Here is a 13099-nt window from a genome sequence, read left to right on the forward strand (position 1 = left end):
TGCTAGCTTAGCTATCAATACTTTGTTGGTTAATTGTGACAATTCGTTGTGGGAATGGAATTTCAATATCCGCACCTTGAATCGCACTATATACGCCACCGTTTACGGCCAGCTTGGTTTCAATTATTTTCGTCGTCGGCACCCAGTAGCGGTAACTAATTGTTACTCCACTTTCAGCAAACCGTTCAATGCCAACTTGTGATAGCGGTTCACTTGCGACTAACTCATGGTCTTTCAATACGTTTTCTATAAGCTCTATAGCATGCTCAGCACTGGCATTATAGGCAATATCAATTTCACCTTTTACTAATGAATAATTAAACGAGTTATGCAGTATTTCGCCAACGATGTGTTTGTTAGGAATAGTAATTTCGACTTTTTCTTCGTTGATCAAAATGGTGTAACCTAGCTCAATGGTTTTTACTTGACCGCTGACATTTTTAACTTCAATCGTGTCACCAACAATAAAGGGGCGGGTGGCAATAATAGCCAAGCCTGCGCCATAATTTGATAACATCCCTTGCAATGCTAAACCAGCACCAAGAGAAGCGGCACCAATTGCAGCAACAAAAGGTGTGACACTTATGCCAATTTTACCCAGCGCAATAATAATGAACATAACGATAAACAATACTTTCACTACATTACTGACAAAATTAGTGAGAGTAATATCAATATTATTACGCGCCATTAAAGCGGCAATCATCTTAGATATTTTTTGTGCCACCCACAAACCAAAAATCAAGATCAACAATGCGCCAACTAATTGCATGCTGTACTTAACGAGGTACTCACTGATCATGGTGTAGTATTTTTCAACTTGTTGGATTTCTGTACTGATCATCTATTATCCATAAATAAAGTGGTTAAACTATTTCATCATAGCAGAGCTTGACTCAAAAAAGGATAAAGTAATGGTACGATTAAAGCGGTAAGTAATGCGCTCAGTGCCATTGCCACTGAAGCAAATGCACCAATACGTGGATGCTCAACAAGTGCGGCGGCGGTGCCTATTGCATGAAATGCAGTACCAATCGCAACGCCTTGTGCCTGATGGTTATAAATGCCCACCTGACGAAGAATAAGTAGCGCGAACAAAGCACCTAATAAGCCGATAAAAATCACCATCGCAGCTGCCAGCGAAGCAATGCCTCCGAGTGAATCAGTGACTAATAGAGTAATAGGAGTAGTGACCGATAAGGCGGCAACAGAAGCTGCTAATTGTGCAGGCACATTAAATGCAGCACTGAGTAAGGTTGCAACCACAGTGGCATTGATTATGCCCAAACTACAGCAGCCAACAATCAGCAGGAGATTTCTTCGTATATGCACAAATTGTTGATATAGCGGTAATGCTAGCGCAACAATGGCAGGCTCCAGTAAATAGCTTAATAGCTGGCTATGGCTAGCAAATTGCGAATAAGGCAGTGAAAAACTCACTAGTAATATGGCTATAAGCGTAATAGTGATAAAAACGGGATTAGTCAGCGCTTTTAATAAAGGATTGTTAATGGTTGTATTGAGCTTCCTTAACCCTAAAAACAGCGTGATAATTACAGGAATACTTAACCACCATAGATCAATCATGTTCAATCCTGCCTTTAAATACACTGATCACTGCTGCGATAAGCAGTAAGCTGGTCAATGGCACCAAAATGAAAACTGCACTGAGAAATTGCCATTGCAGGGCGATGATTTCAAGGTGTTCGATAAAACCAACCCCAGCAGGGATGAAAAAAAGCGGCATGACATTTAATAATGGCTTAGCACAGGGAGTTAAGTGATGCTCTTTAACTACGTTTGTTAAAAGTAACGTAAGTAGCATTAGCATCGCTAATAGGGGGGCTGGAAAGCTACCTTGCAGCCAGTGCATGATTATTTTTGCTATCGCCAAGCAACCCAAAATCAAACAGCTGCTGAGTAAATAAGGAAAGATTTTTTTAAGCACAGTTCGGGGATCCATTGATTATTTACTCACTACAGGTCGTATTATACTTCAGCATATTTGCTTGTTGAAAACTATGCGACTTATTGCTTAGCGTTGATATTAAGTGAATTTGTTACCAACGTTTACTATTTTGATACTCGATGTTGTCGGCGCCTTTGGCTTTTGCAATGGCCTTTTTTGTATTGCTGTTAATAAGCAGACGAATTTGGCTAATGGTTTCTTTTGCTAAAATTTGTCTTCTTGGAGTGTTAAAACTTTGTTGGGTAACGCGTTTGATTGCCGCTAAAGTATCCGGTGAGCGAGCTAATAAGGTATTGATCATTGCTAAACAGCGTTGCTTTGGATCCGCATTTACTTCGGTTATTAACCCTAATTGCAGCGCTTTATCAGCACTAATAGGATCTGCATGACTGGCAAGCCACATGGCATCGTCACGTTTTAGTAAGCTAGGTAGTACAACATTTGCACCCATATCAGGGCATAGTCCCCAGCGCGCTTCCATAATGGCTAATTTAGCATCTGGGTGCACAATCCGATAATCAGCCCCAAGAGCTATTTGCAGGCCACCACCAAAGCAATTACCTTGGACAACTGCGAATACCGGCACACTTAGTGATTGCCAACCCAGCACAACTTGCTGCGCTAAATTACAGTTACCCGGTAACCATTTAAATAGCAACTTGGCAATATTTATGGGACTTTTCATAACGGCAGCAACATCCAGTCCAGCACAAAAATGCTCACCATCACCTTGAATAACGACAGCGCGGATAGTCGGGTCTTTTTTAATTTTTTTAATGATACTTGTCAGCTGTTTGAACATGACAAAATTCAACGCATTTTGTTTATCTTTTCGGGATAATGTAACGAAGGCGATAGCCTGCTGTGTTTCAAAATTAATCATGTCAACTCCTCTGACCTGTTTCAGTTTAGCTTACGAGCTAATTGAATTGATGTAAAGCGTGGCTTTCTTGTTTGAAAAGCAAGCTATTTTATAGCCTGTTATTGTGAACCTCTGATACAAATGATTACAAAGTGGTCTATATTTTTAATCGGGTGGCTTGTTATATGATCGACCCATAATAGCCTCTGAACGTAACTTGGCGTTTAAACACAATTTAAAATAAACATATAAAGGTAGTGCGCGCAGCTACTAAGGAGATAAACCATGCTAAAAAGGTTCACGCCTAGCATTTTAGGAACTTACATGTCATTAGCGATCAAAGGGGTTGTTGGTACAACATTAATCGCTTTTTTAGCTGGTTGCTCAGATGATAATGCTACCAAACAAGTCGCTCCGCCTCCTGCGGTTTCAGTATTTAATGTTGTTACCCAAGAGGTGGGGAATTATCGAGAGTTTGTTGCTCGCACGGAAGCTCATCAGGAAGTGAAAATTCGCGCTCGTGTTGAGGGTGAATTAATAGAACGTCATTTTGATGAAGGCTCATTTGTTGAAAAAGGACAGTTATTACTAAGAATCGATCCAAGTGAATATCAATCTTCTGTTGCTGAAATTGAAGCGGACTTAAAAAGTAAGCTTGCTGGCGAAGATGGCGCATCTCGCGATTTAAAACGCGGTAAAGAAGTTGCTGCACAAGGGTTTATCTCACAATCTGATTTAGATAAATTAACCACTAAGTATGAGCAAGCTGCTGCGGCTGTTATCTCAGCAAGGGCAAGCCTTGAAAAAGCAAAATTAAATTTAAGTTACACCGAAATTAAAGCGCCGTTTGCAGGGCGTATTGGTAAGGTTAATTACGATGTAGGCAATATTGTTAGTCCTTCCTCAAATGAATTGGCGGAATTGACCGATGTGGATCCAATTTATGTTAACTTCCAGGTCGAAGAAGGTGATTACATTAGTTATCGTCAAAAACATCAAGACAGTGCTAATAACCCTCAAAATGTACCAATCGATTTATCCCTGCGTTTGCCAAATAACTCGGACTTGGGGGCTAAAGGGCAGTTAGATTTTGCCGATACGAAAATTGATCGCAGTACTGGCACAGTTGAATTAAGAGCGACATTTGCCAATCCACAAAACATTATAATGCCAGGCTTGTTTGTCACCTTAATTGTTGAAAGTAAAGATAAGCAATTACAAGCACTTATTCCTCAAGCAGCAGTACAAGAAAATCAACAAGGTAAATTTGTACTCGTGGTGGGTGAAGATAACAAAGTTGCTACGCGCATTGTGCAACTAGGACGGCGCATTAATGCGATGTGGGTCGTTCAATCGGGCCTTGAAGAAGGTGAGCAAGTGATTGTTGAAGGTTTACAAAAAGTACGTCAAGGGGTCGAAGTTAAACCAATTGAAAAAAAGGTCGATCACACCACCGGTACAATTTCTAGTCAATCAGACGCTGCAAACTAAAGGAAACGCACATGATAAGTAAAACGTTTATCGCGCGGCCTAAATTTGCCCTAGTCATTTCGATAGTGATTACGCTAGCGGGTTTGATTTCCATGGGTTTGCTGCCAGTTAATATGTATCCCGAGATTACTCCACCGCAAATACAGATCACCGCAGTTTACCCAGGTGCCAGTGCGCAAATAGTGGAAGAGTCTGTGGTCAGACCCATTGAAGAGCAAGTTAATGGTGTAAAAGATATGATGTATATCGAGTCCAGCTCCAGCAATAACGGCACTGCTACGATAACTGCATACTTTAAGGTGGGCACGGATACTGATATTGCTCAAGTCAATGTACAAAACCGTGTCGCGTTAGCTGAGCCGGGGTTACCCAGCGAAGTAACACGCCAAGGTGTATCGGTTAAGAAAAAATCCAGTTCAATGTTATTGGGTATTAACTTGTATTCTAGCCAAGCAAACATTGATGCTATTTTTTTAAGTAACTATGCAACAAATTACTTAACGGAACCGCTGGGACGAATTAAAGGCGTGGCATCGGCTGAGGTTATGGGTGAGAAAACCTATTCAATGCGATTGTGGTTACGTCCAGATAAAATGGCGGCGTTAGGGCTGACAGTAGGCGAAGTTAGAGCAGCATTACAAGAGCAGAATACCATAGTGGCAGCTGGTAAATTAGGTGCTGCACCGAGTTTACCAAGTCAGCAGTTTGAATATTCAATTCAAGCTAAAGGGCGTTTAAAAACTCCAGAAGAGTTTGGCCAAACAATTATTCGTGCTAATCAAGATGGTAACTTTGTACGTTTAACTGATATTGCCCGCATCGAACTTGGCTCAGCTGATTACAGTATTAACGCTAAGTTAAATCAGCAAGATACCGCTTTTATAGTTATTTACCAATTAACCGATGCCAATGCAACGCAAGTGGCAAGTGATGTTAAAGCCACCATGGCAGAGCTTGCTAAGCAATTACCAGATGGTGTTGAATACTCAATACCATACGATACGACAGAGTTTATCAATCGCTCAATCGAAGAAGTGATTGTTACATTATTTCAAGCTGTTGGCCTGGTTGTTTTAGTGGTGTTTTTGTTTTTACAAAATTGGCGCGCGACACTTATTCCAACTATTGCCATTCCAGTATCGTTGGTGGGCACGTTTGCTTTTATGATGGCTATGGGTTACTCAATTAACTTAATTACCTTATTTGGTTTAGTGCTGGCGATTGGTATTGTGGTAGATGATGCAATTATTGTAATTGAGAATGTTGAGCGGATCCTCAAAGAAGAAAAGTTGCCGATTAAGGAGGCGGTCACTAAAGCGATGGAGCAAGTAACCGGGCCTATTATTGCGACCACTTTGGTGTTATTAGCCGTATTTGTGCCTGTAGGCTTTATGCCTGGTATTACCGGGGAGCTTTATAAGCAGTTTTCTGTAACGATTTCGTTTGCGGTATTAATTTCATCGGTTAACGCATTAACCCTAAGTCCAGCTTTATGTGCGCTATTGTTAACAGAAAAGTCAATGAAACCGATAAAATGGCTGGCGCCAGTCGAGCAAGGCATTGTTAAATCAACTTCCATCTATTCTAAAATCATCCACTTTGTTTTAAAACGCTCGGCACGAGTGGGTATTTTTGCCTTAGTTATTTTTGTGGTGGCAGGCTGGCTGGCTAAAAGCGTTCCAACAGGATTTGTGCCAGCCGAAGATCAAGGTTTTGTGTTTGTAGATGTGCAATTACCAGATGCGGCGGCTTCTGGTCGCACTGCTGATGTGATGCATAAAATAGGTGACATTATTAAACAAGAACCTGCAGCAACTGATTTTATTGCTGTATCCGGTTTTTCTTTGATTGGCGGGGCGGGCTCAAATAATGCTTTAGGTATTGTTATTTTAAAAGACTGGGAAGAACGCACTAGTGCTGAACTAGGCTTAAAGTCAGTGATTGGTCGTTTGATGGGGAAAATGTGGGCCATGCCAGATGCGCAGATAATGGTATTTAACCCGCCGCCAATTCCTGGTTTAGGTAATAGCGCTGGTTTTGAGTTTCGCCTACAAGACAGTGAAGGTCGGGATCCGACTGAATTGGCGCAAGTACTTAATGGTCTGGTATATGAAGCGAACCAACATCCAAGCTTGAGTAATGTGTACAGTACTTTTAGAGCAAATGTACCGCAGTACTTTTTAGAGATAGATCGCAATAAAGCAAAGGCTCAAGGGGTTGCATTAAGTGACATATTCTTAACGCTCCAAGCCCAGCTCGGCTCATTATATATTAACGATTTCAATCAGTTTAGTCGTACTTATAAAGTAATCATGCAAGCTGAGAGTGAGTTCCGTAAAAATCCTTCCGACTTACAGCATTATTTTGTGCGTAATAATGAAGGCGACATGGTGCCATTAACGACACTTGCTAAACTTGAACCAATTCTTGGGCCAACAACCCTTAAGCACTTTAATTTATATCGTAGTGCGAGTATCAGTGGTCAAGCAGCTGCGGGGTTCTCAAGTGGTGATGCAATAGCTGCCATGGAAGAGCTAGCTAAGCAGTTACCTAATGGCTATGTATTTGAATGGGCAGGGCAATCTAAACAAGAAATTGAAGCTGGCAATATGGCACCGTTGCTATTTGCTTTGGCCGTTATCTTTGTTTACTTGTTCTTGGTTGCACAATATGAAAGTTGGACGATCCCTTTTTCAGTTATAGCCGCAATTCCCCTGGCGATGTTTGGCGCAATGTTAGCGTTATACGTACTGGGTATGGAAAATAATATTTATGCACAAGTGGGGTTAGTACTGCTTATAGGTATGTCGACCAAAACTGCAATCTTGATTGTAGAGTTTGCGATGGAAGAACGGCTTGCCGGCAAGAGTATTTTTGATGCGGCTCTTAGTGCAGCCAAAATGAGGTTTCGTGCGGTATTAATGACTGCTCTTTCATTTGTATTAGGTGTATTACCGTTAGTATTTGCAACTGGCGCGGGTGCTGGAAGCCGCGTATCGCTTGGTGTCACTGTGCTAGCCGGCATGTTAGCCGCGACTATATTGGGTACTTTGCTGGTGCCATTATTTTATAGTTTGGTGCAGTCAATGCGCGAAAAAGTAAAGGGCACAGCGACAACGCAAACGTAAAATAAGCCCTGTATAAAAAAAGTCAGGGAAACCTGGCTTTTTTTTGTCAAAAATTTGCTGAGGTTTGATACTATATCTGGCATTAGCATCATGAAAGGTTTATGGCAATGACAGGACCCCGTTTATACAGTGAAGAAGAAGTAACGCATCAAGCTTACGATATCTTTTTAGAGTTAGCCCCAGATAACCTTAGTGAGCAAGATGTTGATGATTTTAACCAGCATCGTGAAGAGCTTGGCTTTATTGAAGAAGGTGAGCCTGATGACCAATGGCAAGATTTTGTCGCATTAGAAATAGAGCCAGAATTATTTATTCAGGTGTTAGTGGGACTTGAATTCGATAATCAAGATATTTTATTTGCTAAAATTTTGATTAGCCGTGATAAAGACGCGCCGTTTTGTCATATATTATGGAAAGATAGCGAATAATCTCGATGCAGTATCTTAGTGAAAACAGCCTTGTTTTAAATATCAACACAGTGAGCGAACAGTGATTAGGTTACTGCTGTTGTTGGGCTGTCTGCTTAGCTTTAGAGTCTGGGCGGTTGATCCTTTTGAAGACTTTCATGAGTATGGTCAGCTCTCAGATGAAGAGATCCATAAAATCCATCAAGGCGAACTATTATACGGCGATACTGAATTTGGATTTATTGTTAGTCGCGGTAATACTAATTCGACCAGTTTTAAGTTCAAAGGTAACTTATATCAAGATCTTGAGAATTGGCGTAATCAATTCAAAATAGATAGTTTATATAAACGTGATCGTAACGACACCACTGGCAATGATGAAGTCTCGGCAAACCGTATATTTTTCTCTGCGCAGGGCAACTATAAAGTTGGGGTAAAAAATGCCTCATTCTTTATGTATGGTGATTATGAAGAAGATGAATTCAGTGGTCTTGAGTTTAAAAGCACACTTGCGGCAGGTTATGGTAACCGTTTGTATCAAGGGGTAAAAAACCAAGTTGATTTTGATATAGGGCCTGGTTTATACCGCTCGGTGGCGCAAGATGATGCTGAGCTTGAAGATGAGCAAGACAAAACCAAAACCGGCTATTTATTACGTTTAGCACTGCAGTGGGAGCGTACGGTCTCGACTCGAACACGTTTCAATCAAGATTTAAGTATTGAGCAATCATTGTCAGGATTAAACTCACGATTAAAGTCAGAAACATCATTGATCAGCCAACTAATGGGCGCTGTATCATTAAAGTTTACTTATTTATATCGTTATAATTCTAAGCCGGAAGACGATAAGTTAAAGTTTGATTCAGAACTAAGTGCGACATTAGTTTATAGTTTTTAAGAGAGTATTATGTATCAACATAAGCAATTTGCATTGTTCATTTTTGTTATTCTAAGTTGGATTGCCAGCTTTGTTGGTTTAGCTTGGTATTTAATTGGTGCTGATATGCCGTTAATGGTATTTGCAGCGATTTTAGTGCTGGTGGGTTTTTTGTTCCATGGTTTAACCATTAAAGTTGACGACAGCCAAATTAGCTGGGGTTTTGGTCCTGGTGTGTTTGGTGATAAGTTACAGTTAGTGGATATTATTGAAGCTAAAGCAGTAGAAAATTCTTTTCGTCATGGTATTGGCTTACGTATTACCCATGATGGTTGGGTATACACAGTGTCAGGATTTAGCGCGGTACAGCTAACTTTAAAAGATGGTAGCCAATATCGCTTGGGAACTAACGACCAAGATGGTTTACTGGCAGCGTTGGCGGGTAAGATAAGTGAGCCAGTAGCAGAGCCTACACCCGTTTGATTAAATTATAGATATAAAAAAAGCGCAGTAGCGCTTTTTTTATTGTCGGTTTAGTTCACTAAGTCGATATTAGTGATCGTGACCACAGCCGCCATCACCATGAACATGGCCATGCTCTAGCTCGTCTGCTGTTGCATCACGCACTTCAAGTATTTCTACATCAAAGTTTAAAGTGATGCCAGCGAGTGGATTATTACCATCAACAATTACATCGTCTTCTTGAATATCAATGATCATTACAGATTGATCGCCGTCATCTGTTGAGGCACGAAATTGCATACCAACTTCAATTTCCATACCTTCAAACATCGACTTAGGTACTGCTTGCATCAGATCATCATGGCGTTCGCCATAACCTTGCTCTGGTGGCACAGTAACGCTGAGTGTGTCGCCCGCTTTTTTACCTTGCAGGGCATCTTCTAGGCCTTGAATTAAGTAACCGGTACCAACGATAAAGATCAGTGGCTCACCATCAAATGAGTTATCGATAGAGTTTTTGTCATTATCCATAACTGAATAATGCATTTTTACCACTTTATTTGTTGCAACGATCATAGTCACTCCTATTTATTCGTCTTCGAGAGAGTAGGGTAGAGGAAGGATTGATAGCTCTACCGTTGGGGCATGTTTTGCACGCAGTAACTGACTAGGTTCACTGTCGTTTGGCAACACAACAAGGCCAAATAAGGTTTTACTTTGTTGATTGTAGGCTTGGCTTATTAATTTGCCAGCACGACGCCAGTTTTCACCCATTTGGGTTTCAAGCTCTGGTTCAGCTAATTCTCCATCGCTGTGCCCTGATACGATATACATAGCGCGTTTATTTTTACCAAGGTATTTCATGCGGGCAACGGTTTCTTGGCCTGTGTAACAGCCTTTACGAAAGCTTACTCCACCGATAGCTTGCAGGTTAACCATTTGTGGTACGTATTCACCGAGTGCCGCTTCATTGAGCTCAGGCTCACCCGCTAAAATACTATGTTGGTGCCACAGCGCGTCGTTTTCAAGGGCGATAACCTCATCAGGCAGTGAAAATTCATCATTAACCATCAGTAAAATGCGGTTTTTTGCTAATTTTAGTGCTTTACCATGACTAAAATCGCAAGCGCTATCTTGTTCATTAAAATGAATGTTCAACGCATTTAAGGTTGCAGCTAGATCATCACCGATTAAACCAATTAACTTGCTGGTAGCAGCTTGTATTTCAACTTTTGAAAACACCGCATACTTTTTTAATTCAGTTAAAGATTGAGCGGTTTCAACCGCTGATGCTGCTAAATAGTAACTATCTTGATAAGCAAAGAGCTTGGCTACACTCCATAATTTACCTTTGGCATTACAGTGCCCAGCCCATAAGAAGTTGGTTTGGTTGAGCTTATTAATATCTTGGGTAATTTGGCCATGAAGGTAGGCGAGTTTATCAACACCGCTAATGCGGATCAGCTGATGTGATAAAGGGCATGCGTGTACTGTTGACATAAAAACCTGCGTTACAAGAAATGTAGGCGCGTATAATACCGTAGTTAGCGCTGCTGGTATAGATGCATAAATAGCTGTTTATTCAGGTGCAATTTGTTAAACTGCTAAGCAACTTAGTACGAGGTAAAAAATGACTGAAATTCACAATAAAGCGCGTATCCGCTGGGCTTGTCGCCGCGGCATGTTAGAACTAGATGTGTTATTTATGCCATTTGTAGATGAGGCATTTGATTCGTTATCTGTACAGCAGCAAGCTGTTCTTCAACGTTTGCTAGAAGCGGATGATCCCGATCTATTTGCGTGGTTTATGGGCCATCAAGAATGTAAAGATCCTGAGCTTAAACAGATGGTACAACTGATTTTAGACCGAGTTCGTGTATAGGTTTAGGGTTACTAATAATGTTCCAGACCACAGACCTTTTGTGGTCTACTTTAGCTTGTTCGCAGTGTGTTATAGCTTATTTTTAACTAGCGTATTAGCGCAATTTATTTGTGTCGCCAGTAGTACTATTTTTGGCTATGTAAGTTGGCACTGGTATAAAAAATCCCATCCTCAGCAAGGCGTTTTTATATTAGATTCTACGCAATGTCGTTTTGAAAATAATACGCTAAAAATAAATGGCCATATCAGCAACAAAAGCCGTGTTTATCAAAGCAGTGTTTGGTTATATATTAATGGCTTTGCAAGCTCCCACTGGCTGATTATTAATGCCAGCGGGGTTGATGAACTGAGTTTTGTGCGCTTGAAACGTCTTACTTTGGCTGCTCGTCATGAGCAAGCGGAGTTAAAATAGTGGGCGTTGGATTATCATTTAACTGCGGGTAGTCAATGGTATAATGCAAGCCTCTGCTTTCTTTTCGCTCCATTGCACTGCGAATTATAAGCTCTGCTACTTGCACTAAATTACGCAGTTCAAGCAAGTTATTCGAAACGCGGAAGTTTGCATAATAATCACGAATTTCTTGCTGTAGTAATTCAACTCGGTGTAACGCACGTTCTAGGCGTTTAGTTGAACGCACAATGCCAACATAGTCCCACATAAATAGTCTTAGTTCATGCCAATTATGGGTGATCACCACTTCTTCATCTGAGTTAGTTACGCGGCTTTCATCCCACATCGGCAGCACTTTTAATGCTGGACTATGTTGTATTTTTGCTAAAATATCTTTTGCTGCGGCGTGAGCAAATACAATGCACTCTAGTAATGAATTACTGGCCATGCGATTAGCGCCATGTAGCCCCGTATAAGCGACTTCGCCTACCGCATATAAGTTATCTAGATCGGTCTTGCCGTTAAAGTCAGTCATGACTCCACCACAGGTATAATGTGCCGCAGGAACCACTGGAATTGGATCTTTAGTGATATCGAGCCCGACACTTAAGCATTTTGCATAAATGGTCGGGAAATGCTCAATAATAAAGTCTTTATCTTTATGGCTAATATCTAAATACACACAGTTAGCACCTAAGCGCTTCATCTCAAAATCGATAGCGCGGGCAACAATATCGCGTGGTGCGAGCTCTTCACGCTCGTCAAAGTCTTTCATGAATCGTGTGCCGTCAGGGCGCTTTAAATAAGCACCTTCACCGCGCATCGCTTCGGTGATCAGAAAGTTTTGTAGCTCTGGGTGATATAAACTGGTCGGGTGGAATTGGTTAAATTCCATATTGGCTACTCTACAACCTGCCCGCCAAGCCATGGCGATACCATCACCACTGGATACATCAGGGTTGGATGTGTAAAGGTATACTTTACTGGCACCACCGGTTGCTAAGGCTACAAACTTAGCTGAAATTGTTTCGACTTTCTTTGCCGCTCGGTTCCACATATATACGCCATGAATATGTTTACCGTTTTGGCCTAGTTTTTTATCACCAATTAAATCTATCGCGTTGTATTGTTCTAATAAGGTAATTTCTGGGTGCGCTTGTACTTGGCTTATTAGCGTTGTTTGCACTGCTCGGCCGGTGGCATCTGCAGCGTGTAAAATTCGGCGATGGCTATGGCCGCCTTCACGGGTTAAATGAAAGCGCTCTTTGCCTTTGCTATCAAACTCCATATCAAAAGGCACGCCTTGCTCGATTAGCCATTGCAAGCAGTCATGGGCATTACTTGCGGTGTATTGCACGGCGGTTTTGTCACATAAACCACCACCGGCATCTAAGGTATCTTGTACGTGAGATTCAATGCTGTCATTCTTTTTATCAAACACGGCAGCAATGCCGCCTTGTGCATAAAGTGTGGAACCTTCCGTCAATTCACCTTTGCTGATCACGGTAACTTTACAGTGATTAGCTAAAGATAATGCTAATGAGAGGCCAGCTGCGCCGCTGCCAATAATAGCGACATCCGTGATATGGTGTTTATTTTGGTTCATGTCCGTGGTCTTTGCGGTTACAAT

The 13099-nt window shown here is 41.3% G+C and carries 14 protein-coding genes; 7 read left to right on the plus strand and 7 right to left on the minus strand.

Annotated features, from left to right (window positions below; translation table 11 throughout):
* Positions 1-7: 7 nt before the first annotated feature.
* The 4 genes from H5201_RS04515 to H5201_RS04530 form a co-directional block, all read right to left on the minus strand.
* Entirely contained in the window at positions 8-844 is an 837-nt protein-coding gene (locus tag H5201_RS04515) for a mechanosensitive ion channel family protein (RefSeq protein ID WP_182783801.1), read from the minus strand.
* A 35-nt stretch (positions 845-879) separates the two neighbouring features.
* A complete protein-coding gene (locus H5201_RS04520) occupies positions 880-1587 on the minus strand; it encodes an LrgB family protein (RefSeq protein ID WP_182731870.1) in 708 nt (235 codons plus the stop codon).
* Positions 1580-1963: a CidA/LrgA family protein gene (locus H5201_RS04525; protein WP_182716996.1), complete on the minus strand. Its 384-nt coding sequence runs from the start codon at positions 1961-1963 to the stop codon at positions 1580-1582. The genes H5201_RS04520 and H5201_RS04525 overlap by 8 nt, the downstream gene beginning before the upstream one ends.
* 97 nt (positions 1964-2060) lie before the next feature.
* Positions 2061-2852 (minus strand): crotonase/enoyl-CoA hydratase family protein, encoded by a 792-nt coding sequence (locus H5201_RS04530; protein ID WP_182716997.1) that lies wholly within the window; start codon positions 2850-2852, stop codon positions 2061-2063.
* Between the two features lie 303 nt (positions 2853-3155).
* On the opposite strand from H5201_RS04530, the gene H5201_RS04535 reads away from it, so the two are divergent.
* The 5 genes from H5201_RS04535 to H5201_RS04555 all read left to right on the plus strand — a co-directional run bounded on the left by H5201_RS04535 (position 3156) and on the right by H5201_RS04555 (position 9217).
* On the plus strand, positions 3156-4322 hold the full coding sequence (locus H5201_RS04535) for an efflux RND transporter periplasmic adaptor subunit (RefSeq protein ID WP_182783803.1): 1167 nt from the start codon (positions 3156-3158) through the stop codon (positions 4320-4322).
* A gap of 11 nt (positions 4323-4333) precedes the next feature.
* Positions 4334-7450: an efflux RND transporter permease subunit gene (locus tag H5201_RS04540; RefSeq protein ID WP_182716999.1), complete on the plus strand. Its 3117-nt coding sequence runs from the start codon at positions 4334-4336 to the stop codon at positions 7448-7450.
* A 107-nt stretch (positions 7451-7557) separates the two neighbouring features.
* Positions 7558-7878, plus strand: coding sequence for an HI1450 family dsDNA-mimic protein (locus H5201_RS04545; RefSeq protein WP_145237630.1), 321 nt, complete (start codon positions 7558-7560; stop codon positions 7876-7878).
* Between the two features lie 61 nt (positions 7879-7939).
* The gene (locus H5201_RS04550) at positions 7940-8755 is read left to right on the plus strand and encodes a DUF481 domain-containing protein (protein WP_149980906.1); all 816 of its coding nucleotides are present in this window, start codon (positions 7940-7942) and stop codon (positions 8753-8755) included.
* Between the two features lie 9 nt (positions 8756-8764).
* On the plus strand, positions 8765-9217 hold the full coding sequence (locus tag H5201_RS04555) for a hypothetical protein (protein ID WP_149980905.1): 453 nt from the start codon (positions 8765-8767) through the stop codon (positions 9215-9217).
* A gap of 69 nt (positions 9218-9286) precedes the next feature.
* On the opposite strand, the gene H5201_RS04560 is transcribed toward H5201_RS04555, so the two are convergent.
* On the minus strand, positions 9287-9772 hold the full coding sequence (locus tag H5201_RS04560; protein ID WP_182717001.1) for a peptidylprolyl isomerase: 486 nt from the start codon (positions 9770-9772) through the stop codon (positions 9287-9289).
* A 12-nt stretch (positions 9773-9784) separates the two neighbouring features.
* Positions 9785-10696 (minus strand): tRNA-modifying protein YgfZ, encoded by a 912-nt coding sequence (gene ygfZ, locus H5201_RS04565; RefSeq protein WP_182783805.1) that lies wholly within the window; start codon positions 10694-10696, stop codon positions 9785-9787.
* A gap of 130 nt (positions 10697-10826) precedes the next feature.
* Here ygfZ and H5201_RS04570 point away from each other — a divergent pair, with 130 nt between their 5' ends.
* Together H5201_RS04570 and H5201_RS04575 are read left to right on the plus strand one after the other, a co-directional pair.
* The gene (locus H5201_RS04570; protein ID WP_054205400.1) at positions 10827-11078 is read left to right on the plus strand and encodes a succinate dehydrogenase assembly factor 2; all 252 of its coding nucleotides are present in this window, start codon (positions 10827-10829) and stop codon (positions 11076-11078) included.
* 40 nt (positions 11079-11118) lie between these two features.
* Positions 11119-11490, plus strand: a complete 372-nt coding sequence (locus tag H5201_RS04575; protein WP_310736225.1) for a hypothetical protein — start codon at positions 11119-11121, stop codon at positions 11488-11490.
* On the opposite strand, the gene nadB is transcribed toward H5201_RS04575, so the two are convergent.
* Positions 11450-13075 (minus strand): L-aspartate oxidase, encoded by a 1626-nt coding sequence (nadB, locus tag H5201_RS04580; RefSeq protein ID WP_182717003.1) that lies wholly within the window; start codon positions 13073-13075, stop codon positions 11450-11452. The two genes, H5201_RS04575 and nadB, sit on opposite strands and share 41 nt — an antisense overlap.
* Positions 13076-13099: the final 24 nt, after the last annotated feature.

The organism is Pseudoalteromonas sp. SG43-6 (assembly GCF_014164365.1).
Lineage (GTDB): Bacteria > Pseudomonadota > Gammaproteobacteria > Enterobacterales > Alteromonadaceae > Pseudoalteromonas > Pseudoalteromonas rhizosphaerae.

Excerpts from the sequence above, each read along its gene's own strand:
- ygfZ (WP_182783805.1), bottom strand. The coding sequence starts at position 10,696 with ATGTCAACAGTACACGCATGCCCTTTATCACATCAGCTGATCCGCATT.
- H5201_RS04535 (WP_182783803.1), top strand. The coding sequence starts at position 3,156 with ATGTCATTAGCGATCAAAGGGGTTGTTGGTACAACATTAATCGCTTTT.
- H5201_RS04545 (WP_145237630.1), top strand. The coding sequence starts at position 7,558 with ATGACAGGACCCCGTTTATACAGTGAAGAAGAAGTAACGCATCAAGCT.
- H5201_RS04520 (WP_182731870.1), bottom strand. The coding sequence starts at position 1,587 with ATGATTGATCTATGGTGGTTAAGTATTCCTGTAATTATCACGCTGTTT.
- H5201_RS04570 (WP_054205400.1), top strand. The coding sequence starts at position 10,827 with ATGACTGAAATTCACAATAAAGCGCGTATCCGCTGGGCTTGTCGCCGC.
- H5201_RS04555 (WP_149980905.1), top strand. The coding sequence starts at position 8,765 with ATGTATCAACATAAGCAATTTGCATTGTTCATTTTTGTTATTCTAAGT.
- nadB (WP_182717003.1), bottom strand. The coding sequence starts at position 13,075 with ATGAACCAAAATAAACACCATATCACGGATGTCGCTATTATTGGCAGC.
- H5201_RS04530 (WP_182716997.1), bottom strand. The coding sequence starts at position 2,852 with ATGATTAATTTTGAAACACAGCAGGCTATCGCCTTCGTTACATTATCC.
- H5201_RS04515 (WP_182783801.1), bottom strand. The coding sequence starts at position 844 with ATGATCAGTACAGAAATCCAACAAGTTGAAAAATACTACACCATGATC.
- H5201_RS04540 (WP_182716999.1), top strand. The coding sequence starts at position 4,334 with ATGATAAGTAAAACGTTTATCGCGCGGCCTAAATTTGCCCTAGTCATT.
- H5201_RS04525 (WP_182716996.1), bottom strand. The coding sequence starts at position 1,963 with ATGGATCCCCGAACTGTGCTTAAAAAAATCTTTCCTTATTTACTCAGC.
- H5201_RS04560 (WP_182717001.1), bottom strand. The coding sequence starts at position 9,772 with ATGATCGTTGCAACAAATAAAGTGGTAAAAATGCATTATTCAGTTATG.